Annotated in this window: 24 protein-coding genes; 11 read left to right on the forward strand and 13 right to left on the reverse strand. The window is 64.8% G+C overall.

Features of this window, described 5'->3' with window-relative positions; all coding sequences use genetic code 11:
* Nucleotides 1-14: 14 nt before the first annotated feature.
* The 3 genes from CH295_RS11580 to CH295_RS11590 form a co-directional block, all read right to left on the reverse strand.
* The gene (locus tag CH295_RS11580) at nucleotides 15-803 is read right to left on the reverse strand and encodes a PDZ domain-containing protein (RefSeq protein ID WP_094740981.1); all 789 of its coding nucleotides are present in this window, start codon (nucleotides 801-803) and stop codon (nucleotides 15-17) included.
* Nucleotides 800-1,993, reverse strand: coding sequence for a homogentisate 1,2-dioxygenase (locus tag CH295_RS11585; RefSeq protein ID WP_094740768.1), 1,194 nt, complete (start codon nucleotides 1,991-1,993; stop codon nucleotides 800-802). The genes CH295_RS11580 and CH295_RS11585 overlap by 4 nt, the downstream gene beginning before the upstream one ends.
* A gap of 72 nt (nucleotides 1,994-2,065) precedes the next feature.
* Nucleotides 2,066-2,593, reverse strand: coding sequence for a MarR family winged helix-turn-helix transcriptional regulator (locus CH295_RS11590; RefSeq protein ID WP_037187611.1), 528 nt, complete (start codon nucleotides 2,591-2,593; stop codon nucleotides 2,066-2,068).
* Nucleotides 2,594-2,687: 94 nt separating this feature from the next.
* On the opposite strand from CH295_RS11590, the gene CH295_RS11595 reads away from it, so the two are divergent.
* Entirely contained in the window at nucleotides 2,688-2,897 is a 210-nt protein-coding gene (locus CH295_RS11595) for a hypothetical protein (RefSeq protein WP_094740769.1), read from the forward strand.
* Here the strand turns inward: CH295_RS11595 and CH295_RS11600 are convergent.
* Nucleotides 2,869-3,270 carry a hypothetical protein gene (locus tag CH295_RS11600; RefSeq protein WP_094740770.1) on the reverse strand — a complete coding sequence of 134 codons (402 nt, stop codon included), beginning with the start codon at nucleotides 3,268-3,270 and terminating at the stop codon, nucleotides 2,869-2,871. The two genes, CH295_RS11595 and CH295_RS11600, sit on opposite strands and share 29 nt — an antisense overlap.
* 307 nt (nucleotides 3,271-3,577) lie before the next feature.
* On the opposite strand from CH295_RS11600, the gene CH295_RS11605 reads away from it, so the two are divergent.
* The 4 genes from CH295_RS11605 (at nucleotide 3,578) to CH295_RS11620 (ending at nucleotide 7,913) form a co-directional block, all read left to right on the forward strand.
* A complete protein-coding gene (locus CH295_RS11605; protein WP_094635754.1) occupies nucleotides 3,578-4,459 on the forward strand; it encodes a dioxygenase family protein in 882 nt (293 codons plus the stop codon).
* Between the two features lie 203 nt (nucleotides 4,460-4,662).
* Entirely contained in the window at nucleotides 4,663-6,075 is a 1,413-nt protein-coding gene (locus tag CH295_RS11610) for a lipase family protein (RefSeq protein WP_502694488.1), read from the forward strand.
* A 54-nt stretch (nucleotides 6,076-6,129) separates the two neighbouring features.
* A complete protein-coding gene (locus CH295_RS11615; protein WP_037187621.1) occupies nucleotides 6,130-6,771 on the forward strand; it encodes a TetR/AcrR family transcriptional regulator in 642 nt (213 codons plus the stop codon).
* A gap of 32 nt (nucleotides 6,772-6,803) precedes the next feature.
* Nucleotides 6,804-7,913 carry a CaiB/BaiF CoA transferase family protein gene (locus tag CH295_RS11620; RefSeq protein ID WP_094740771.1) on the forward strand — a complete coding sequence of 370 codons (1,110 nt, stop codon included), beginning with the start codon at nucleotides 6,804-6,806 and terminating at the stop codon, nucleotides 7,911-7,913.
* A 113-nt stretch (nucleotides 7,914-8,026) separates the two neighbouring features.
* Here CH295_RS11620 and CH295_RS11625 read toward each other — a convergent pair whose 3' ends face one another.
* Entirely contained in the window at nucleotides 8,027-8,644 is a 618-nt protein-coding gene (locus tag CH295_RS11625) for an SIMPL domain-containing protein (RefSeq protein ID WP_094635752.1), read from the reverse strand.
* Between the two features lie 152 nt (nucleotides 8,645-8,796).
* A complete protein-coding gene (locus CH295_RS11630; protein ID WP_094740772.1) occupies nucleotides 8,797-9,348 on the reverse strand; it encodes a YceI family protein in 552 nt (183 codons plus the stop codon).
* 65 nt (nucleotides 9,349-9,413) lie between these two features.
* Between CH295_RS11630 and CH295_RS11635 the strand changes: the two genes are divergently transcribed.
* The gene (locus tag CH295_RS11635; protein ID WP_094740773.1) at nucleotides 9,414-11,072 is read left to right on the forward strand and encodes a dihydroxyacetone kinase family protein; all 1,659 of its coding nucleotides are present in this window, start codon (nucleotides 9,414-9,416) and stop codon (nucleotides 11,070-11,072) included.
* On the opposite strand, the gene msrC is transcribed toward CH295_RS11635, so the two are convergent.
* The 5 genes from msrC to CH295_RS11660 all read right to left on the reverse strand — a co-directional run bounded on the left by msrC (nucleotide 11,056) and on the right by CH295_RS11660 (nucleotide 14,904).
* Nucleotides 11,056-11,541, reverse strand: coding sequence for a free L-methionine (R)-S-oxide reductase MsrC (msrC, locus tag CH295_RS11640; protein WP_094740774.1), 486 nt, complete (start codon nucleotides 11,539-11,541; stop codon nucleotides 11,056-11,058). The genes CH295_RS11635 and msrC overlap by 17 nt on opposite strands.
* Nucleotides 11,517-12,206 (reverse strand): DUF998 domain-containing protein, encoded by a 690-nt coding sequence (locus tag CH295_RS11645; RefSeq protein ID WP_252342005.1) that lies wholly within the window; start codon nucleotides 12,204-12,206, stop codon nucleotides 11,517-11,519. Before CH295_RS11645 ends, msrC begins: the two co-directional genes overlap by 25 nt.
* Nucleotides 12,207-12,215: 9 nt before the next feature.
* On the reverse strand, nucleotides 12,216-13,259 hold the full coding sequence (locus CH295_RS11650; RefSeq protein WP_141217006.1) for a hypothetical protein: 1,044 nt from the start codon (nucleotides 13,257-13,259) through the stop codon (nucleotides 12,216-12,218).
* 83 nt (nucleotides 13,260-13,342) lie between these two features.
* Complete coding sequence (locus CH295_RS11655; RefSeq protein ID WP_094740777.1) at nucleotides 13,343-13,759, reverse strand: very short patch repair endonuclease; 417 nt, start codon at nucleotides 13,757-13,759, stop codon at nucleotides 13,343-13,345.
* Nucleotides 13,756-14,904, reverse strand: a complete 1,149-nt coding sequence (locus tag CH295_RS11660; protein WP_170945886.1) for a DNA cytosine methyltransferase — start codon at nucleotides 14,902-14,904, stop codon at nucleotides 13,756-13,758. Before CH295_RS11660 ends, CH295_RS11655 begins: the two co-directional genes overlap by 4 nt.
* A gap of 178 nt (nucleotides 14,905-15,082) precedes the next feature.
* Between CH295_RS11660 and CH295_RS11665 the strand changes: the two genes are divergently transcribed.
* Genes CH295_RS11665 through CH295_RS11675 form a run of 3 tightly spaced genes read left to right on the forward strand, consistent with a single transcriptional unit; the run spans nucleotide 15,083 to nucleotide 19,110 of the window.
* Entirely contained in the window at nucleotides 15,083-16,876 is a 1,794-nt protein-coding gene (locus CH295_RS11665; RefSeq protein WP_094740779.1) for an ABC transporter ATP-binding protein, read from the forward strand.
* A complete protein-coding gene (locus CH295_RS11670) occupies nucleotides 16,869-18,692 on the forward strand; it encodes an ABC transporter ATP-binding protein (protein WP_094740780.1) in 1,824 nt (607 codons plus the stop codon). Before CH295_RS11665 ends, CH295_RS11670 begins: the two co-directional genes overlap by 8 nt.
* A gap of 40 nt (nucleotides 18,693-18,732) precedes the next feature.
* The gene (locus CH295_RS11675) at nucleotides 18,733-19,110 is read left to right on the forward strand and encodes a hypothetical protein (RefSeq protein ID WP_252342006.1); all 378 of its coding nucleotides are present in this window, start codon (nucleotides 18,733-18,735) and stop codon (nucleotides 19,108-19,110) included.
* Between the two features lie 22 nt (nucleotides 19,111-19,132).
* On the opposite strand, the gene CH295_RS11680 is transcribed toward CH295_RS11675, so the two are convergent.
* Entirely contained in the window at nucleotides 19,133-19,474 is a 342-nt protein-coding gene (locus CH295_RS11680) for a hypothetical protein (RefSeq protein WP_037188837.1), read from the reverse strand.
* A 77-nt stretch (nucleotides 19,475-19,551) separates the two neighbouring features.
* On the opposite strand from CH295_RS11680, the gene CH295_RS11685 reads away from it, so the two are divergent.
* Complete coding sequence (locus CH295_RS11685) at nucleotides 19,552-20,178, forward strand: putative glycolipid-binding domain-containing protein (protein WP_230596146.1); 627 nt, start codon at nucleotides 19,552-19,554, stop codon at nucleotides 20,176-20,178.
* On the opposite strand, the gene CH295_RS11690 is transcribed toward CH295_RS11685, so the two are convergent.
* A complete protein-coding gene (locus CH295_RS11690; protein WP_094740781.1) occupies nucleotides 20,151-21,122 on the reverse strand; it encodes a prephenate dehydrogenase in 972 nt (323 codons plus the stop codon). The two genes, CH295_RS11685 and CH295_RS11690, sit on opposite strands and share 28 nt — an antisense overlap.
* Nucleotides 21,123-21,185: 63 nt before the next feature.
* Between CH295_RS11690 and CH295_RS11695 the strand changes: the two genes are divergently transcribed.
* The gene (locus tag CH295_RS11695; protein ID WP_094740782.1) at nucleotides 21,186-21,725 is read left to right on the forward strand and encodes a tRNA adenosine deaminase-associated protein; all 540 of its coding nucleotides are present in this window, start codon (nucleotides 21,186-21,188) and stop codon (nucleotides 21,723-21,725) included.
* Nucleotides 21,726-21,727: the final 2 nt, after the last annotated feature.

Below are 21,727 nucleotides of genomic sequence, written 5' to 3' on the forward strand. Positions count from 1 at the left end.
TACGGGGATGGGGTTCACTGAGGTGGGACGAGTCCGAGGCGGACGAGATCGTCCAGGGGTTCACGGATGCTGCAGGTGCCGAAGGAGGCGAATGCACGCTGTCCCTCGATCCCGGCGACGAGCCCGGCGAGGACGTCTGCGTCTCGAATCGCCAGTATCTTCTCGAGCTCACCGACGCGAGCGCCGCTGTGTGCGGCCTGCGCGGCGAGGAGCACGTTGAGGAAACCGTGCTGCTCGAATCCGTTGTGGGGATCGGTGTTACGGGCGGCATGGTGCAGACCTGCGGTGGCCTTGAAGTGGACCTCGCGCTGGGCCGCCCGGTAGATGGACGCGGCCAGTTCGTGTTCGTCCGGATATTGGTCGGCCGTGACGCCGCCGGTTCGGAACTTGGCGCGATACCCGAACTCGTCGACCGCGTCGAAGATGTCGTCTTTTCGGGAGTCTCGGGGAATTTCGACATAGATGTCGATGTCTTGAGTGATGCCGCGCAGCACATCGATGTCGGTGCCGTGGGGCATGGCCACTTCGATGGACACGACCGTCACGCCGGCCGTGCGGTCGGCGACCCGCAGGCCTGCCTCCACGCTGCCCGGCCCGGCAGGTGCGGTCAACGCCACCTCCATCCGAGCACCCAGGTGCAGCTCGTTCACCCGGTCCATCGGCACGACCAACGGGCCGACGAGGTCTGCGAAAGAACTGGCCCGGTATTCGAGGTGTTGTGCCACAGCAACATCGAGAGGCGCGTTGCCGGGAGGGAAGACTGCGGCGTCGTCGCACAGGCGATGGAAGAACTTCGGGATCATCGGTTCGGTCCCCGGCCGGCCCAGGTCCAGGCGTACCCGGTGTCCTCGCATGCGAGAGCGCCTTCGCCGAGTTCGAGGGGGCGGAACGTGTCGACCATGACGGCCAGCTCGTCGAAGAACTCGGCACCGATACTGCGTTCGTAGGCACCGGGTTGCGGTCCGTGAGCGTGACCGCCCGGATGCACCGAGATCGAGCCTTGCCCGATGCCCGAGCCCTTGCGGGCCCCGTAGTCGCCGCCGACGTAGAACATGATCTCGTCGGAGTCGACGTTGGAGTGGTAGTACGGCACCGGAATTGCCAACGGGTGGTAATCGACCTTGCGCGGCACGAAATTGCAGATCACGAAATTGGCGCCCTCGAATGCCTGATGCGCAGGCGGTGGTTGATGCACCCGGCCGGTGATCGGTTCGTAGTCCGAGATGTTGAACGTGTACGGATACAGGCAACCGTCCCACCCCACCACGTCGAACGGGTGGTTGGGGTAGACGTATCGGGTTCCGACGATGCCCGTCGAACCACGGTGTTTGACAAGCACTTCGACGTCGCTGCCGTCGGCCAGTAGGGGCTCGGTGGGGCCGCGGAGATCACGTTCGCAGTAGGGAGCGTTCTCGAGCAGCTGGCCGTACTTCGACAGAAAGCGCTTGGGCGGTGCAATGTGACTGTTGGCCTCGATGGCGTAGGCGCGCAGGGTGCCGTCGGGAATCCAGCGGTGCGTCGTGGCACGCGGAATGAGCACGTAGTCGCCCTGCCGCGCCTCGAGGGTTCCGAACACGGTTTCGACGGTGGCTGAACCGGATTCGATGTAGACCATCTCGTCGCCGATCGAATTACGATACAGCGGTGAGGTTTTCGATGCGACGACGTAGGAGAGTCGGACGTCGGCGTTGCCGAGGACGAGCCGGCGACCGGTGACGACGTCGGTGTCGGCAACGACGGAGACCGGAAACAGCTCGTGCAACTTCAAGTGTCGCGGCATCAGTGGGTGATTCGGGGTCGTTGTCTGGTCGGGCAGATCCCAGACCGTGGCGTCGACGATGGCCGACGGAATGTGGCGGTGATAGAGCAGAGACGAGTCCGAAGAGAAGCCCTCCTCGCCCATCAACTCCTCGAAGTAGAGGTTGCCGTCGGGAGTTCGGTGCTGGGTGTGCCGCTTCGGCGGTACCGATCCGAGCTGCCGGTAATAGGCCACGTCATCGCTCCTGTGTTGCGTTCACTGCTTGTAGTAAACACATTAACTATTTTTACGTGATCTACGCAACCCTCAGTTGCGTCCCCGGACGTCGAATTGGCTGCGGTGGGTGATGAGTTTGGTCAACAGCATCACCAGGATCCGCTGCTCGGGTTCGGTGAGCGCGCTGGCCCACGCGTTCTCTCGTTCGTTCTGTTCGGCAAACGCCTCGACCATCTCGTCGTGCCCCTGGGCGGTGAGGGCGAGGCGCACCGAACGCCCGTCCTTCTCGTCGGGAGTGCTGGCGAGCAGTCCGCCGGCGATGAGGGTCTTGGACAGGTTGGATACGGCCGCGCGGCTCATACCCGTGAGCTCGGCCGCCCGCTTGGGCTCGATCGGGCCCGACAACCACGTGACGAACATCAGCCGAAACGACGACCACGACCAGCCTCGCGGGCGATGAACCGTCGCTTCGAGGTCGTAGGTGACGATGTTCGACGCCCGGTTGAGGGTCAGCAGCACCTCGGTCGCCAGCTGATGTTCGAACCCGTAGTCCCGGGCCAGCGTGGTGTTGGCGGTCTCGATGAACGACCAGAAGTCGGGCTCGGGTGAATCGGTCACCGATTCACTGTAGCCATGAACTCATCTGATCAACACCTTTATTACTTCCGTACGCGCGATTCGTGTCTCATCCCGCAGGGGTCATGATGGACCCATGAGCTCGAAGAACCTGTTCGGTGGCCCACGGACCCTGCTGATCGTGGCAGCAGTGGTCATCGTGATCGCACTCGTCGCTGCCGCCGCAACGCTGATCGTCCGTGCCGTCCTCGGACCGCCCGAGGGCGAGAACAAGTTCGAGATTCAGGGCTACTCCGTCGTGCAGATAGATCCCCAGGTCAACGACCTCGGGCTCGCCACACGCTAGCCGACTCCGCACCGACCCGCGGGTCGTGGGTCTGCTGGAAATTGCGGCCACCGCGCGCGAAGGTCTGCAGTGTCGCCGCGGGAACCTCGCGCTCGGGAACGGGTTCGCTCGTCCACTCGCAGTCGCGCACGAACATCATGTTCGACGCCACTGCGTCGGCGCTGTGATCCTCACGCATAGGGCCGGAGATGCGGCCGAGAAAATACTCCCCACGCTCGGTTCGCGTCCAGATCCACGATTCGTCGGGTACCTGCTCGAAGCGTTCGACGCGTCGTAGTGAGCGTTCGTCGTCGGCCGACATTCCGCAGAGGCCGTAGGTGAGGGCACGCTCGACGCCGCCCGGCATGGGTGCGCGATAGACGGCGTCCGGCATGCAGCCGAGCCTAGGCCCCGAGGGGTTTACATACCATTTGGTCTGTTGCACGATGACTTCGGGACGCTGGGTGTAGCGGTAGCGACCTCGCGGACGTGGTGGACCGCATCATCGATACGGTGCGTCGACGCCTCACGGCACTGACGTGAGTGTCCACAATTCGCTCCCACAAACGGGAAAAGGTTTCCAGGCACGAATAGTGGACGCTGAGGTCACCGGCGATCGAGGTCTACCCGCGAGGTGGCGTTGTCATGAATCGACTCGAGTGGTAACTTGAAGCTTCAAGTAAACACTCGAAGGACCCGCCATGACATCTGTGATCAACCCGCCCGTCGCGGGAGCAGCGTTCGACGCATTTCTCGCCGATACCGCACCCGCGAGCCGGTCACAGCAGATGTGGACCCCGAGCGACGGTCCGATGCCCGCCCTGTACATCAGCCACGGCGCACCGCCGGTTTTCGATGACGCCCTCTGGATGGACCAGCTGTTCACCTGGTCGCAGTCGATGCCCAAGCCGAAGGCGATCCTCATCGTCAGCGCGCACTGGGAGGAGGCCCCGCTGAGCTTGTCCGCATCGGCGGCCGCGACTCCGCTGGTCTACGACTTCGGCGGTTTCGCCCAGCGCTACTTCTCGATGGAATACCGGACGCCCGACGCAGAGGTGCTGGCCGCACGGGTGGCCGCGGCAATCCCGGCGTCGGAAAATCTGCACCGACACACCTCTCGCGGACTCGATCACGGTGCCTGGGTTCCGCTCAAGGTGATGTACCCGTATGCCGACGTCCCCGTTCTGCAGTTGAGCCTGCCGACGCATGCTCCTGACCGGCTGATGGCGATAGGCGCTGCGCTGAAAGAACTTCGAGCTGAGGGAGTGTTGGTCATCGGTTCGGGTTTCATGACGCACGGACTACCGTTCCTCTCGCGGGAGAACTTCGCCACCAACACGGTGCCGACGTGGTCGGAGGACTTCGATCTGTGGGCGGCCGACGCGTTGGCGCGTGGTGACGTCAACACACTTGCGGACTTCCGGAGCGCTGCACCGGGAATGCCGTATGCGCACCCGACCGTCGAACATTTCACGCCGCTGTTCGTCACGCTCGGTGCCGCGGAGAACCCGGAAGCGCCGGTGACCACAGCCATCACCGGCTTCCAGTTCGGCTTGGCGAAGCGGTCGTTCGCGGTCGCCTGACCAGGAGAGGCGATCGGTTGAAGCTGGAATCGGCTCACTTCTGAATCTTTTTCGATTCGGGGATTGTTATCCACGCCACTTCGCTCTACAGTTCTGAACACCATCTCGGACATCGGTGTCCAAGATGCGTTGGATGCGCTGTACGAACCGTCGCCGGGCGCGCCTCCTGTGGATCCCGTCCTCCGGCGCGAAGGAGTACACCCGTGTCTTCTGCCCGATCTTGGACGCTGCGTACAGCGATCAGCGTGATGACCGCCGCAGCGGCTTTCGCCGCCATGGCGACGCCCGCTGCTGCTGCACCCGATTCGCCTGATGTGGAAATCCAGCCGCCTCTGGCACCGTTCACGTGGCCGAAGATCCCGGAATTCGACACCGACTTCTACCTTCCGCCCGCCGACGTGGTGGCCGCGACCGCGCCGGGCCAGATCATCGCGGCACGGCCGGTCGAACTGGCCACTCTCAACGTCATCCCCACGCAGGTCGACGCGTGGCAGTTGTCTTTCCGGTCCAACAACGGTCGCGACGAGCCGATTGCTGCGGTGACCACGGTCATCAAACCCCGTGGCGTCCCCGCGGCATCGCGGCCCTTGATCTCCATTCAGTTGGCCGAGGATTCTCTCGCCGCCTACTGTGCGCCCTCGTATGCGATGCGCGCGGGTGCGATTCCCTGGCCGGTCACAGGCGCGGTGACGTCGGGTGCTCAATTCCTCGAGGTGCAAGCAGCGTTGGCGCAGGGCTGGGCGGTATCGGTACCCGATCATCAAGGTCCGAACAACTCGTTCGCCGCAGGGCCGGTCGCCGGTCGGATCACCCTCGACGGAATCCGAGCCGCCGAGAACTTCGCGCCCATGCAGTTGGCCGGGGAGGCCACCAAGGTGGGGATGAGCGGCTACTCCGGTGGCGCGATAGCGACCGGACACGCAGCCGAACTGGCCGAACGCTACGCCCCTGAGCTCGACATCGTCGGAGTCACCGAGGGCGGAACCCCCGCTGAACTCGGGGCTTTGGTGGACAACGCGAACAACACACTCGGCTCGGGAATCGTCGCTGCCGGAATCATCGGTGCCAGTCGTGAAGATCCCGAGTTGGCCGATTTCATCGACGAACACATCGATCCGCTCGGCCGGGCGTTGTTCGCGGCCAAGGACAATCTCTGCGTCGGTTACAGCTCGGCGCTGCTGCCGTTCGTCAATCTGAAGGGCTTTCTGCACACCGAGGGCGACCCGATCCAACAACCAGTGGTGAAGAAGGCGCTGTCCGCGATGCGGCTCGGCGACACCACTCCGAACATGCCGCTCTACGTCTATCACTCCAACCCGGACTGGCTGGTGCCGGTCGGACCGGTCAACGCGATGGTCGATTCGTATTGCAGCCGTCCCGGTGCCGATGTCACCTACACCCGCGACCATTTCAGTGAGCACATCACTCTGGAATTGATCGCTTTTCCGAGCGCGGTGTTGTGGATGCGCGACCGATTTGCCGGTGTTCCGGTGGAACCCGGTTGCCGGACGAACGACGTCGGTTCGATGGCGCTCGACACGAGTGCACACCCGCTCTTCGTCGACGCTGTAGGCGAGATAGTCGCCGGACTGTTCGGTAAGCCGATCGGGGCGTGAGGGAACCGATCGGCGCACGGAAGGCGACGGCGTCACCGGCGGTAGACTCCGCCGGTGACTGTCGCCGACGATCAAGGCCGCATGTACGCCGGACAATCGTCTGCCGCGCGAAGAGCCGATCGCCGCGCACGGTTCTTGCACGCCGGGATCGAGGTCATCGGGGTACGCGGCTACGCAGCCACCTCGGTAGCGGATATCTGCGCGGCAGCCGGTCTGGCGCGCAGTCAGTTCTACGCCGAGTTCGCCAACCGTGAGGCGCTGCTCGTGGATGTGTACGACCTGATCCAAGACGACGCGCTGGCTGCGGTCGTCGCCGCACTCGACGGTCACGTCGACCGAGATCGCCGCGCGCTCGTCGCCGCTGCGATGACGGCCTTGGTGGGATCGATCGGGGGTGATCCGCGCCGCGCGCGGATCTCGTATCTGGAAATGCTGGGTGTCAGCGATGCCGTCGAACAGCACCGGACGCGCCGTCGTGCACAGTGGGTGGAGTTCTTCGAGGCCACCCTGCGCGCCGAGATCGGGTCCGACTTCGTTCCGCCCGGCGGATATCGTTTGGCCGCAACAGCATTCCTCGGTGCCCTCACCGAGATCGTCTCCGACTGGTCCCGCACCGTTCCGCCCCGCCCACCCATCGAACTCATCGTGGAGACGATGGTCGCCGTCCTCGGAGCGTTCGTTCCCGACCTGAACTGAACGGCAGCCTGTCGCGCAAATACAGTGGACCGATGACGCATGCCACCGGTCCACTCGCAGGCCTCGTCGTCGCGGACTTCTCTCGTGTGCTCGCCGGCCCGTACGCGACGATGATGCTCGGCGACATGGGCGCCGAGGTCGTCAAGATCGAAAGGCCCCAAACCGGTGACGACACCCGATCGTGGGGACCACCGTACGATTCCGCTGGCACCGCAACATATTTCAACTCGGTCAATCGCAACAAGACGTCTCGGTTCATCGACCTGCAGTCCGAGAGCGGCGTAGCCGAGGCGCTCGAGATCGTCTCGGGTGCAGACATTCTGATCGAGAACTTCCGAGCCGGCGCGATGGACCGCCTCGGCCTGGGGTACTCGACGCTCTCGCAGAGCAATCCCGGTCTGATCTACTGCTCCATCACCGGCTTCGGTACCGGTGGCGGAGCCGCGCTCCCCGGTTACGATCTGGTGGTCCAAGCCGTCGGCGGGCTGATGAGCGTCACCGGGGCCGACGCCCAGACACCCACCAAGGTGGGAGTGGCGATGGTCGACATCGTCACCGGACTGCACGCGCTCAGCGGAATCCTTGCGGCACTGCATCATCGATCGAACACCGGCGCGGGTCAGCAGGTACACACCTCACTGATGGCGTCGGTGCTGTCTGCGTTGAGCAATCAGTCGTCGGCCTATCTGGGGGCCGGCGTCGTGCCGGTCCCGATGGGCAACAAGCATCCCTCATTGGTGCCGTACGAGGTGTTCGAGACCGCCGATCGTCCGTTGGCATTGGCCGTGGGCAACGACCGGCAGTTCCAGGCGTTGGTCGAGGTGCTTGGGTTCCCGAAATTGGCTCTGGACGAGCGGTTCTCGTCCAACTCTCTTCGCGTCGAACATCGAGATCAGTTGGTCGATATCCTCAACTCGGCTTTGCGATCACGTACGGCCGACGAATGGTATCGAGATCTGATGGCCCGCAACGTCCCCGCGGGGCCGGTCAATTCCATCGAGGAGGCGTTCGCGTTCGCGGAATCACTCGGTCTCGAACCGCGAGTTCAGGTTCCGGGTTCAGCGGCCGACGGCGTCCGTAATCCGCTGGATTTCTCGGCCACTCCGGTGAACTACCGGCTTCCGCCCCCGCAGGCGGGCTGAGCCCCTGCGTGGTGGTCTTGCAACTTTTGCTCCACTCCGGGACGTGAGTCGGCGAATCCCCGTCTGCAACCTCTTCAGTGGAGCAACCGTTGCAGCGGCAGCAACTCACTCCGCTAGTTCAACGCCCACTTCACCGACACGGACACGCTGACGGTCTGTTGCCCCGGTTCGATGGGCACCGCCGTGTCGAACGAACTGGCGGAATCGGCGAACGACCTCGGTTGCTCCTGGCCGGTGATCGACTCCGTGATCGACAGAACGTCGCCGAGTTCTCCCCCTGCGAGCGTCGCGTACTGCTCGGCGCGATCGCGGGCATCGGCGAACGCCCTGGACCGGGCATCGGAGATCAGCTCGGAATCGTCGTCGATCTTGAAGGAGACCCCGGAGATGCGGGTCGCGTTTCCGCCGGCCGTTGTGGCGTCGCCCAACACTGCGGAGGCCTTCGACAGGTCCCGAACCGTGACCTGCAGGGTGTTGGTGGCCTGGTATCCGGAGATGGCGGAGGTGCCGCCCGGCAGTGCGCCCGAGTACTGCGGATCGATCGACACCTGTTGGGTCTGGATGTCCTCGCGAGCGACGCCGGCTGCGATCACGGCGTCCGTGACCTCGCTGACGGCCGCGTTCGCCTGTTCGATGGCGGCGGTGACGTCCTCGGCCGTTGCCTGAACCCCGATCTGGGTCGTCAACGTATCCGGTGCGCCCTGGACCTCTCCCACGCCGTTGACGTTCACTCCGGGAGGTCCATCGGGAGACGTCGAGGCTGGACTGCTACAGCCCGCAGTCAGGCCTACGGTCAGCAGCAGGGCCGATACGCACGATCCGATCATCCATCGATTTCGACTCACCGCCGTAGTGTCCACCATTGCAGGTGAATTGGAAAGGCTCAGGGCTTGCGATATTCGGCGTCGAACGTCACGGTGACCTCGTCGACCACCTTCATTGCTCCGAACATCTGCGAATACGGAGTGATCTTGTAATCCGATTGACGCACAGCAGTTTCGGACGCGATGTGCCATCGATCGCCGAGGTCCGTGACGTCCACATCCACGGTGATCTCCCTCGAAACGCCGTGAATCTCCGCCGTGCCGGACAGTCGAAATCCGGCGTCGACGGCGGTGATCTCCGCCGAACGGAACTGAATCGACGGATATCGGTCGGCGTCGAAGCTCTTGAGCGCGTTGGCTTTCGCCACGATCTTCTCCGGTCCGATCAAGGGCGTCAGTCCGCCCTCGCCGTGGACCACCTCGATCGATCTCACCTCGGCGGTCAGGGAAACCGCGGCGGGAGCGCCCCCGGACCACTCGACTGTCGCAGACCAGGAGTTCACCGCGATCGTCAGGCGATGCCCCATCTTGGATGCTTTTCCTGTGACATCCGTCCGGACAGCCAACTGCCCGCCGTGCGATGCGTCGAGCGTCCAGGTCTCGGTAGTCATGCCCCGACTGTATCCGTCTCGCAGAACCGACGAAGGGACGCGGCGCAGGTGGTTAGGGTGGAGTTATGTTCTCCAATTCCCCTCGAACATTCGTCGCCGACGCCCTCCGCGGTTTCGTCGCCGCCACCGACGACGTCACCTGGCACGCCGATCCCGGCTATCTCACCCGCCGCTACCGCATCTCGGACGGTCAGGTCGCCCTGCTGTCCGGTGGGGGATCGGGGCACGAGCCGCTGCATGCCGGCTTCATCGGTCGCGGCATGCTCACCGGCGCGTGCCCGGGGCTGGTCTTCACCTCACCCAACGCTCTCCAGGTACACGAGGCATCCAAGGCCGTGGACTCCGGCGGCGGAGTGTTGCACATCGTGAAGAACTACACCGGCGACGTGATGAACTTCAAGATCGCCCGGGAGTTGTTGCAGGAGGACAGCATTGCCGCCGATGTCGTTCTCGTCGACGACGACGTGGCCAGTGAGAGCGAGGACGGCCCGGGTCGTCGCGGCACCGCGGCGACCATCGTCGTCGAAAAGGTGTGCGGTGCAGCGGCAGAACGCGGCGACAGCCTGCAGGCGATCGTCGCGCTGGGGCGTCGAACCGCGGAGAACGCACGCAGCATGGCGGTGGCGCTGAACCCGCCCACACTGCCGGGAGCGGACGAACCGTCCTTCGAGTTGCCCAGGGAAGAGATCGAACTCGGCATCGGCATCCACGGAGAACGCGGCACCGACCGCGTGCCCCGGCTGCCTGCCCAGGAGATCGTCGCGAAGCTGACCGATCCCATCGTGGACTCGCTCGGGTTGAACTCGGGCGAATCGGTGATCGCCGTGGTCAACGGGCTCGGGGCAACGCACCCGCTGGAGCTGCACCTGCTGTTCGGTGAACTCTCGGAGTATCTGCACAGCAAAGGGATCGAGATATCCCGCTCGCTCGTCGGCAGCTTCGTCACCGCGCTCAACATGGGCGGAGCCTCGATCACCCTCGTGCGCGCCGACGACGAGATGCTCGAACTCTGGGACGCGCCGACCGACGCGCCCGGTTGGCCCAACGCCCAGAGCCGTGGTGCGAAGCCGGTGGGCGAACGCGGAGGCTTCGGGCCCTCCTTCGAGCCCTCTGACTCCGGAGAGGTTTCGGCGTTCGCCTCGACATGGATCGGGACGTGGGCGCAGCGGGTACTCGACGAGGAACCTGCCTTGACCGAGCTGGATCGCAAGGCAGGCGACGGCGATTTCGGGACCAACATGGTGGCGGCCCTCGAACAGCTCGATCTGGACGCCGTCAAGGAAACCTACTCGGCAGCAACGGTATTCGAGGCGGTGAGTGAGGCCTACCTCGGCCATGCGGGCGGTACGTCCGGCGCGCTGTTCGGCATCTGGTTCCGCCAGTTCTACCGGACGATGCTGGAATCCGAGCCGGATCTCGCGGCTGTCGGGCAGGCCGCCCGTGCCGGGCTGGACAGCATCACCGAACTCGGTGGCGCACGGGTGGGCGACAAGACGATGGTCGACGCCATCGCCCCGGCCGTAGACGCGCTCGAGAAGGACGGCGGAACCTTGCAGGACGCTGCCGACGCGGCGAGAACCGGAGCCGAATCGACGAAGGACATCACCGCAAACCGCGGCCGTGCCAGCTACGTCGGTGAGGCCGCGCGCGGCGTCGTCGACCCCGGTGCGCTGGTCATGGCCTGGTTCTTCGAGGCGGCAGCTGGTTCTACCCCAGAGAGTTGAGAAAAACCGCCGCGATCGCTTCGAGGCCGGCCTGATCGTCGGCGTCGAAGCGATCGGGGACAGGGCTGTCCAGATCGAACACACCGATCAGCGTCTCGCCCTGGTGCAGCGGTACGACGACCTCGGAGCGAGTGTTGGCATCGCACGCGATGTGGCCCGGGAAGGCATGGACGTCAGAGACGCGCTGCGTCTCACGGGTGGTCGCGGCGGCACCGCAGACACCCTTGCTCAGGGCGATGCGCACGCAGGCAGGCTGACCCTGAAACGGCCCGACCACCAGTTCGGTGCCGTCGTACAGGTAGAAGCCGACCCAATTGACCTCGGGCAGAGCGTGATAGACCAACGCAGAGAGATTGGCGGCGTTCGCGATCAGATTCGACTCTTCGTATACCAGGCCGCGGGCCTGCTCGGTGAGCTGCTGGTACTGCTCTACCTTGGATCCGTTCAGTTCGGTCGCGGTGAAGGACATGCGCCGAGTCTAAGCGCACATCCCAGCACCACCAGATACGCCGACATCCCGCCCACTTGAATCCGTTGCGCGATGCCGAGCCCGTACTGACCGGGCAGATTGTCGGCGATCAACAGCCACGCGGTGGCCAGCGTCGTGAGGATCAGGACGGCAAGGCCCAGCGTGCGAAGCAGCGGGTACAGCCGGTAGCGGAACGCGGCCAGCGTGAACGCAACCATGACGGTGAAGATCGCGAACACCGCGATGGTGCTGGTGAGTGCGTGAAGATGATGGAGTTGCGGGAAGAGCCCGCTGGGTTCGATCGGGCAACTCGGATCGTCGGCCGCGACACACTCGAGGGGGAGTTTTGCGTCGGCGATGGTGGCGATACCGAAGATGCCCGACGCGACCCAGCCGGTGACGACGAGCCGTCGACGCGGGGTTGCCAGGAAGCCGAGAACCGCGGCGAAGACCATCAGTGAACCCGTGACGACGTCTGCGGTGGAGAAGAACTCGCGGTACGGCTGATCGCGGGCGTCGAGTTCGCTGAGGAACGAGGTGGTCGGGTCCAGGCCGGTATCGAGAAAGAACTCGGCCACCCACGCGGAGTACAGCAGTCCGGCGAGGATCAAGCAGATCGCCACTACGACCCGGCGGATATCCACGCCTTCAGTTCTCGAACGCACCGACCAAGGCTAGCCAGTCAGTACATCGGCAGTTGCCACCGCCAGTGCGACCGCGGAGTCGCAGTGGTCGGTCAGGACGGTCAGTGTGGGAACCGTGCGGGCATAGCGAGCGGCGGTGTCGTCTTTCTCGGGCATGCCGAGCACGGGGTTGCCCAACACGATGTCCGCGAAGCACGACGAATCGGAATCGCGTGTTTCGACGGTGTAGCCGCCCTGCTGGACGGGCTCGCGGTCCGTCGAACGCATGTCGCCGTCGACGTAGCCGAGCGAGACGTCGAGCATCGCCAGGCTGTCCGCAAATGTTGCCGAGGACGCCGTGAAATGGCAACGGTACGGATCGGACGCAGGGTTCCAGCGCTCCACCGTCCAGGTTGCGGGCAAGTGCTCCAGGACGGCGCACAGGTCTTTCATGGCGAGTGGAAGGTTGTACCTGGACTCGGCGCGCAGTGGTGGATCGTCCAACAGACCGAGTGCGGTCTCGGTAACGGATGTCGCTGCGGTGCACGCGTCTCCTACACTGCGGGACACCTCGATCGCGGCGAAACTACGACCGGATTCGGTGAGGTAACCCGTAATGGCCCCCGCGGTGGCACCGTCGAACTCCCCGCGAAGCGGAAAGCTGATGCGGCACGAGCCGTGCACCGAGTTGTCGAGATACACCTGTTCGCCACCGATCGTGACCTGCTCGGTCCCCGGGTCGTCGGACGTCGGCCGATACGCGTTCAGATCGATGGAGACGGCGTCGGTGGCGCTCGATGTCGCAGGTCTCAGGGTGGCCGAGCACGTGCTCAATTCGCCATCGGGGCGGAGCTGCACCACCGTGCCGAGGTCGGCGAGATCGTCCTCGGTGAGAAAACCGCAGGGGTCGAGACTTCGGACGAATTCCGCCGAGTCGGCGAGATATCGGTCTGCCTCCGACATCTCGAATCCATACTTGTTCTGCGGCGACGAACTGCCTGCGGGGAGAGCATTGCCGAGCAACACCACCGCGCATCCACTCGTCGATACCGACATCGCCAGCGCCACTGCCGCGAGCAACCAATTTCTACGCACCGTTTCCCCCGAACTCGAATCAACCGATCATGGGGTTGGACGCGCGGGGGCTCGAGATGGTTTCAAGCGGGAGTGGAGCCGAACTATTCTGCGGCAAGTTCGTCGACCACTCGGTCGGCTGCCTCGGTGGGGTCCTCGTGTTCCCAGATTCGTACGACGCGCCAGCCCTCCGCGAGCAGCTTCTCGTCCGTGTCGCGATCGCGCGTGACGTTGGCCGCCAATTTGTCGGCCCACCATTGCGCGTTGTTGCGGGGCTTGGTGGCGTGCACCGGGCAGCTGTGCCAGAAGCAGCCGTCGACGTAGACCGCGACCTTGCGCCTGGGAAACACCAGATCTGCTCGACGCCGCATGCCCTTCAGCGGAGCGCGATCGACGAAATACCGCAGGCCTCGACGGTGCAGCGCTCGCCGCAGCGCCACCTCGGGCTTGGTGTCACGGCGTTTCTGCTTGCTCAGCCGGGCACTGGTCTTGGCGTCGGTGGCGGGTCGGTCTGCGCTCACACCGGAACTCGATCGACGTATCCGCCCATGCGCTCGAGGTGTGCGTCGAGGTCGTCGAGAAAGCCGTCGACGAAACGGAGATTGCCTGCTCGTGCCCGCTTGAGGAATCCGGCGGTCGCTCGCGCGGAGAGCAGCTTCGAGTCGTCGAGGAAATCGATCAGGTCCTCGTAGGGCTCGTGTACCGGCATGGTCGTCACGTCGACCCGGTAGCTGGTGCGATCGCGTCCCCACGCTGCGGTCGGCCAGGCCTGACCAGGCAGCAGAGCTTGATCGTTCGACGCGTCGTACGGCTTCGGATCGTCGAGTGCGCTCGCCGCCCACGACGCCATGCGCACACTGACGGCATTGCCGACGAGCTTCCAGCGATGTCCGCTGCGGACACCGGGCTGCTGGACGGCGGGCAGCGTCCACTCCGGATCGAAGCCCTGCAGGCGTTCGGCCCCGACGATGCCGGGAGTGACGATCTCTCCGGACGGCAGGCGAACCGCCGGGGGACTGGCGATACCGAGCGAAGATCCGCCCTTGAGCGTCGGGACGGCGTTGACCGCCCAGCCCAGGCCGCGAATGCCCTCGGTCCAGTAGAAGCCGCACGGCTGTGTGGTGGGGTCGCCGTCGGGCAGCGGTCCTGCGTCCTGCGAGAACAGCACCTCCCGTGGATCGTCGGTGCGCGAGGCCAGCATCACCACCCGCTGTCGACGCTGCGGCAAACCGAACGCGCGGGCGTCGACGACGCGGTAGGCCCACATGTAGCCGAGGTCCTCGAGCGCGTCGGTGATGTGGCGCATGGCTGCCCCGCGGCCGAGCTGCAGCATGAACGGCACGTTCTCCATCAGCAGCCATCGCGGACCGCGTCGACGGGAGACCAGCCGAAACACCTCGTCCACCAAACCGGAACGGGCACCGGTGATGCCCGCGGTGCGTCCGGCCTGGGAGAGGTCCTGACAGGGGAAACCGGCTGCGACCAGTTCGGTGTCGGCGGGCAGGCTTCGAAGAGTGGTCACGTCCGTGTGCAGAGGTGTCTCGGGCATGCGCGCTCGAAGGACGGCCCCGGCTCCGGGATCGATCTCGCACAGCAACTGCGTCGTCCACCCCGCGTCGGCCAACCCCAGCTCGAGCCCGCCGATCCCCGCGAACAACCCGACCATCGACCGTGCGCTCACGTGTGCCCTTCCCTCGCCCGACGGTCCTACGTTACTCGAGAGTCGGTTCACTTGACCTCGACCTTGCTCGAGGTTTCACACTGGAATGCGAGGGCCGAAAAATCGGTTGGAAACTGAGCCTGTGCAATGAAATCATTCGAGCACAGCAATAAGGAGAAGAACTGTGTCTACGGGTGTGCTCGATCCCGAAACCCGAACCCTGGATCAGCCGTACCCGGACACCGCGAAGCCACCCAGCTCACTGCGTCGTTTCGCGCCGTTTCTGCTGCCGTACAAGTGGTTCTACATCGCCTCGATCGTGGTCTCGCTGATCGCCACCATGACCGGTCTGGTGATTCCGCTGGTGATGCAACGCGTCATCGACGGCCCCATCACCGATCGCAATTTCTCGGCAGTCTGGTGGCCCGCGGCGTTCGTCCTGTTGCTCGGCACCATCGACGCACTCGGTATCTGGGTTCGCCGATACCTGGTCTCCCGCCCGTCGAGCCAATTCGAGATCTCTGCGCGGGCAACGGTATTCGACAAGTTGCAGCGGTTGTCGGTCTCGGCTCACGAAAGCTGGGAATCGGGTCAGCTGCTCTCTCGCGCCATCGCGGACCTCGGCTCGCTGCGGCGGTTCATGGCCTTCATCGGCCCGTTCATCATCATCAACGCCGTCACACTCGTCGTCGGTATCGGCGTATTGCTGGTCCAGTCCTGGCAGTTGGGGCTGATCATGCTGGTGACGTCGGTACCGCTGGTGATCGCCTGCACCAAGTTCGAGACGCTGTATCGCGTCGTGGCCCGTGACGCTCAGGATCAGGCAGGCGACGTCACGACGACGGTCGAAGAGTCCATCCAGGGTATTCGCGTCCTCAAGGCATTCGGTCGAAGTGCCCACTTGGGCAAGCAGTTTCTTCGTCAGGCGCGCACGTTGCGTGGCACCGAACTGAAGAAGGTGCGCTACCTGGCGATCATCTGGGCGGTGATCGTCGGACTGCAGCCGATCACCATCGGCGCGATCCTGGCGGTGGGCACGTACTCGATCGTGCAGGGCACCATGACGGTCGGCACGCTCGTCGCGGCCATCGCCATCGTCACCTTCCTGCTGTGGCCGATCGAATCGTTCGGGTATCTGCTGGCCGAGCTGAACAACGCGCGCACGGCAGCGGATCGGTACTGGGAGATCATGGACACTCCCGAAACCGTCACAGATCCGGACAATCCCGTCGAACTGCCCGAAAGAATCCGTGGCCGAGTGCAATTCGATCGCGTCGGATTCACCTTTCCCGACGCGTCCTCGCCGCTTCTCACCGACGTCAGCTTCGTCGTCGAGCCGGGTGAGACCGTCGCGCTGGTCGGCAACACCGGTAGCGGAAAGACTGCACTGACGAACCTCGTGCCTCGACTGTTCGACGCCACCGAGGGGTCCATCACCATCGACGGAATCGACGTGGCCTCGATGCGGTTGGCCGATCTGCGCTCGATCGTCACGGTGGCGTTCGAGGATCCGGTGTTGTTCTCGGCCAGTGCGCGCGAGAACATCGCGCTCGGTTCGCCCGGCGCGTCCGATGCCGAGATTGCCGAGGCGTTGGAGATCGCGCACGCAACGGATTTCGTCGAGCAGTTGCCGTGGGGTCTTGACACTCGCATCGGTGAGCAGGGCATGAGTCTGTCCGGTGGGCAGCGGCAGCGGCTCGCACTGGCGCGGGCGGTGCTGGGCAAGCCGCGGGTGCTGGTGCTCGACGACCCACTGTCCGCGCTCGACGTGGACACCGAAGCCAAAGTGCAGAAGGAATTGCGGCGTGTGTTGGCGCATTCGACGACAGTGCTGGTGGCGCACCGGCCGTCGACCGCTGCGTTGGCCGACCGCGTGCTGTATCTCGAGAACGGAAGAATTGTGGAGCAGGGAACACACGAGGGACTGCTGGCGTCGTCGCCGCGGTACCGCGAGGTGATGGGGTCGATTCATGGCTGAGCAAACTGCAGCTGCGGATTGGCGCGGCGTCGGCGGTGAGGAATCCGAGGTCGACGCAACCGGAAACCTGGTGTTGGCCGGGCGTTCTCGCCGGTTGCTCGTCTCGTTGGTGCGCCCGTACAAGAAGCAGGCCCTGCTGTCCTTCCTGATCATTCTGGTCGACAACATCACCTACGTTGCCGGTCCGCTGTTCATCGCCTATGCGCTGGACAACGGCGTCGGCGCTGCGGGACAGGGTGATTGGGGTCCGCTGCTGTGGGCGGTCGGCGGCTACACCGGCTTCGGTCTGCTCGGGATGCTCACCACCTACGCGTTTCTCACCGTCTCCGGTCGGCTGAGCCAGAACATCCTGTACGACCTGCGCGGACGGGTATTCGACCATGCCCAGAAGCTGAGCTTGTCGTTCCACGAGAAGTACACCTCGGGACGGCTGATCTCGCGACTGACCAGCGATGTCGAGTCTCTGCAAACGCTCCTCGAGAGTGCGCTCAACGATGCCTTGACGGCGATCCTGTCGATGGTGTCGATCGCGATCATCCTGGTGTACCTCGACGTTCCTATGGCGATGATCGTGCTGGCCGGCTTCGTTCCGCTGGTCCTCGTCACCCGCTGGTCACAGCGGCGACAACGCCAGGGATACCGTCGAACACGGGTGGCGATCGCGCGCGTGGTGGTCCATTTCGTGGAGTCGATGGGCGGCATCCGCGCGGTGCAGGTGTTCCGACGCGAGGGCCGCAACGACGCCATTCTCAGCACCGAGGACTCGGAGTATCGCGACGCCACCACCGCGGCGCTGCGCGGTATGGCGAGCTACACCGGCATCGTGCGCTGGATCGGCAACGTCACGCTCGCGATCATCCTGGTGTTCGGTAGCTGGCGAGTGATCAACGGCCACATGGACATCGGTGTGCTCGCGGCCTACGTGCTGTATCTGCGCCGGTTCTACGGGCCGCTGGACGAGCTGGCGATGGTGTTCAACGCCTACCAGTCCGCCGCCGCTGCCCTGGAGAAGATCTCCGGTGTACTCGAAGAGGAGCCGTCGGTGACGGCACCGAAGAACCCGGTGGAGATCGGAACTGCGAAGGGCGACATCACGTTCGACGACGTGCACTTCGCCTACGGCTCCGAACGCGTCGTGCTGCCGGAGTTCTCGCTGCACGTACCCGCCGGACAGGTGGTCGCGATGGTCGGAGCCACCGGAGCAGGCAAGTCGACACTGGCAAAGCTGTTGGCGCGCTTCTACGATCCGACGGCCGGAGCCGTGCGGCTCGACGGCATCGACATGCGGGAGATCGGCGACGAGGACCTGCGTCGCAACGTCGTGATGGTGACACAGGAGTCGTTCCTGTTCTCCGGTTCGGTGGCAGACAACATCCGGCTCGGACGCCCCACCGCGACCGATGCGGAGGTGCGGGCAGCGGCGGACGCCGTCGGGCTGACGGAGTTCATCGCGTCGCTACCGGAGGGAATCGACACCGACGTGCGCAAGCGCGGAGGTCGATTGTCCTCGGGCCAAAGGCAATTGGTGGCCTTCGCGCGGGTGTTCCTGGCCGCGCCGTCGGTGATCGTGCTGGACGAGGCAACGTCGAGCCTGGACATCCCGAGCGAGCGACTGGTGCAGCGCGCACTCGAGACGATCCTGCAGGGGCGAACTGCGCTGATCATCGCGCACCGCCTGTCGACGGTGGCGATCGCCGATCGGGTACTCGTCATGGCCGACGGGAACATCGTCGAGGACGGAACCCCCGAGGACCTCATCGCGGGAGAGGGACGCTTCGCGCACCTGCACGAGGCGTGGGAAGACTCGCTGGTCTGATTTTCGTAACGCGTCGTCGGTCCACGGCGAAATGACCTGTATGAGAAGAACATTTGTAGCGGCAACACGAGTTGCCACCGTCGTCGTCTCAGGTCTGGCCTTTTCAGCAATCATCGGCGCAGGCGTTTCCCATGCCGACACTCAGGATTGCTCCATCTCCCACGATGCCGTCGGCGCGTCGGCAACGTGCCACGACACCGGTGCTCCTCCGGGGAGGGAGTACGTACTCATCACCGAGTGTTGGGGTTTCCATGTCACCGCCGCTGTGCCGTTCCTTGCGGTCGGTCCCTACACCTCGTCGAGCCGATCCTTCGTGCCGACAGGTCAGGCGTCGGGTAATTGCGGTTCGAGCTGGGGCCAGCCGACGTCGACCCTCGGTGTGGTCACCGGTGCCCACGTGGAGATCTATCGCCAGTGAGATCGGCCTGGTGACCGGCTGATCAGGTCCAGGGAGTTATCGGCGGCTTGACCCACATGATCTTCTCGTCCGAGTGCTGGGGCGTCGCGCCGTCGTGGCCCGGGTGTTCGGCCGCCCATGCGGATTTACGGTCGAGCAACTCGGCCACGATGGTCCACGTCTCCATCGTGCTCGGTGGGTGCAGGTCGGCAGCGCGGGCCAGCTTTCGGCGGACGGCGTCGGTGAGGTCGAGGAGTTCGGCACCGGTGATGCCGCGATCCCACACGTAACGCGCCAGAGCGGTCGCCTTGTCCTGTCGACTCTTCGCGGCCTGTTCGGAGTGCGCGAAGTCGAACTGCCCGCCGCCGGTGTTCTCTGTCGTCACGGGCACAACCTTAATGAACTGCGAGAAAAGGCACGTCCGCTTGATCTTCTGGGGGCCTCGTCGCCTACCGTAGGTGCGTGATCACTCAAGCATCGGGTGCAGAGCATGTCTCCATCCCCGCGACCGGCTCCGCAGACGCGAAAACCTGGCCCTCGATCCTCACGTGGCGAGCGCACGACGTTCCCCGTATGGAATCGGTGCGGGTCCAGCTCTCGGGCAACCGCATCAAGGCTGCCGGACGCATCATCGGTGCCGCGTGCAGCGATCACCCCGCCTTCAGCGCGTCCTACGACTTGGTGACCGACGAATACGGCGTCACCAAGCGACTCTCGGTGCGCACCTCGCTCGCGTCCGGTGACCGGCAGGCGTCCGTCAGCCGCGACGACGAGGGCTACTGGATGGTGGAGAACAGCACCAGCCATCAGCGCTCCACCTACAGTGGCGCACTCGACGTCGACATGGTGCTCAGCCCCTTCTTCAACACTCTGCCGATCCGTCGATTCGGTCTGCACACCCAGGTCCAGGACCTCGAGGTGCCGACGGTCTACGTGAACGTGCTCGACCTCAGCATTCAGGAGGCGACGCTGACGTACAGCAGCGGTTCCGAGGGCATCCACGTCATCTCACCGGTGTCGACCTCGTCCGTCACGGTCGATGCCGACGGCTTCGTTGTCGACTACCCGGGACTGGCCGAGCGGATCTGACGCACGACGCCACCGCGTCGACCCGCGTTCTGTAGGTCTTCCCGCCAGCCCGGTTCGCCCGGGGTGATGTCGGTGATCTCGAAGCGTCGATGCTGCTCGTACTGCAGGCGTGCGCTGTTGCCGGCGTCGACCAGCGTTTTCGTCGAGCCCTCGTCCAGTTCCTCGCGCGCTGCGGTGAGTGCATCCAGCGCCTCGTCGAGCGCGGTGCGCAGAGCGGCCGCGTTGCCCTCGGTCATCGCGCGGACGAGATTCGGCGACGACGACGCAACCCGCGTCCCGTCGCGAAACGAGCCCGCAGCCAGGCCGAGGGCCAGCGGTCCGCCTGCCGCCCCGACCATTGCCAGCGCCTCGGCCAGCAGGTGCGGTAGGTGCGAGATTCTGGCGACCGCGCGATCGTGCTCGACGCTCTCGGCCGGTACCACCACCGAACCGCAGTCGAGGGCGAGCCGGGCCACCCGCACCCACACGTCGGCGTCGACTCCCGGGTCCGTGGCCACCACCCACACCGCGTCGGTGAAGAGCGTCGGATCGGTGGCCGACCACCCCGACTGGTTGGTGCCGGCCATCGGATGCCCACCGACGTAGCGCGCCTGAAGTCCGCGAGTGGCCACGGCTGCGGCGACCTCGGCTTTGACGCTGACGACATCGGTGATCGGAGCAGCGGGCGCGTGCTCGGCGATTGCCGCCAGAACCGAGTCCACGGCAGGCATCGGAACGGCGATGACGATCAACGCGTCTTCTGCTGCGGCCCTGCTCAGCGCGGCTTCCAGGTCGGTACCGACGTCGTAACCGTCGGCGACAGCACCGGCGATCGCGTCGGCCGATCGGTTCCATCCCCACACCGGACGCCCCGCGTCGTGTGCAGCCCGCAGGATCGACCCGCCGATCAGTCCGAGACCCAGAACGCACACCGAGGAAGAAGTCACCCGATCAGATTGACACAGGTGGGTGACGTCGACAGGAGGTGGACTTCGAATACCGGCCCCTACCGGACTACCGTTGCGCGCATGGCCGCACAGCGCGCGAACAACAACCGCGCATCCGCACCGGAGTACGACGACCTCGAGGGATTCGGCGTTGCAGTTGTCCGAGAGGAAGGCAAGTGGACCGTCACGCCGCTGTCCGACGACGCACTGACCAGTCTGTCGGCGGCAGAGACCGAACTGCGTGAACTTCGCAGCTCGGGAGCTGTGTTCGGACTGCTCGATGTGGACGAGGAATTCTTCGTCATCCTGCGTCCCGCACCGAACGGCACCCGACTGCTGCTGTCCGACGCGGTCGCGGCAGTGGACTACGAAATCGCCGCGGACGTTCTCGATGCGCTGAACATCGAGATCCCCGACGTCGACCCCGATGAACTCGACGACATCGAGCCCTACGAGGAAGGCGACCTCGCCCTGCTGGCGGACCTCGGACTACCCGAAGCCGTCCTCGGCATCATCGTCGCCCTGACCGACGACTACCCCGACGAACAGCTGCAGTCCATCGCCGAACGCCTGGGCTTCGAGGACGAGTTCGCCGCAGCGGTGAACAAGCTGCGGCGGTAATC

The sequence above is a fragment of the Rhodococcus sp. 14-2483-1-2 genome (assembly GCF_002259405.1).
Taxonomy (GTDB): domain Bacteria; phylum Actinomycetota; class Actinomycetes; order Mycobacteriales; family Mycobacteriaceae; genus Rhodococcoides.

What these genes read in the sequence shown, in the direction of transcription:
- CH295_RS11580 (WP_094740981.1), bottom strand. Translation starts at nt 803, where the DNA reads ATGATCCCGAAGTTCTTCCATCGCCTGTGCGACGACGCCGCAGTCTTC.
- CH295_RS11595 (WP_094740769.1), top strand. Translation starts at nt 2,688, where the DNA reads ATGAGCTCGAAGAACCTGTTCGGTGGCCCACGGACCCTGCTGATCGTG.
- CH295_RS11600 (WP_094740770.1), bottom strand. Translation starts at nt 3,270, where the DNA reads ATGCCGGACGCCGTCTATCGCGCACCCATGCCGGGCGGCGTCGAGCGT.
- CH295_RS11605 (WP_094635754.1), top strand. Translation starts at nt 3,578, where the DNA reads ATGACATCTGTGATCAACCCGCCCGTCGCGGGAGCAGCGTTCGACGCA.
- CH295_RS11620 (WP_094740771.1), top strand. Translation starts at nt 6,804, where the DNA reads ATGACGCATGCCACCGGTCCACTCGCAGGCCTCGTCGTCGCGGACTTC.
- CH295_RS11630 (WP_094740772.1), bottom strand. Translation starts at nt 9,348, where the DNA reads ATGACTACCGAGACCTGGACGCTCGACGCATCGCACGGCGGGCAGTTG.
- CH295_RS11635 (WP_094740773.1), top strand. Translation starts at nt 9,414, where the DNA reads ATGTTCTCCAATTCCCCTCGAACATTCGTCGCCGACGCCCTCCGCGGT.
- msrC (WP_094740774.1), bottom strand. Translation starts at nt 11,541, where the DNA reads ATGTCCTTCACCGCGACCGAACTGAACGGATCCAAGGTAGAGCAGTAC.
- CH295_RS11660 (WP_170945886.1), bottom strand. Translation starts at nt 14,904, where the DNA reads ATGGTCGGGTTGTTCGCGGGGATCGGCGGGCTCGAGCTGGGGTTGGCC.
- CH295_RS11670 (WP_094740780.1), top strand. Translation starts at nt 16,869, where the DNA reads ATGGCTGAGCAAACTGCAGCTGCGGATTGGCGCGGCGTCGGCGGTGAG.
- CH295_RS11675 (WP_252342006.1), top strand. Translation starts at nt 18,733, where the DNA reads ATGAGAAGAACATTTGTAGCGGCAACACGAGTTGCCACCGTCGTCGTC.
- CH295_RS11695 (WP_094740782.1), top strand. Translation starts at nt 21,186, where the DNA reads ATGGCCGCACAGCGCGCGAACAACAACCGCGCATCCGCACCGGAGTAC.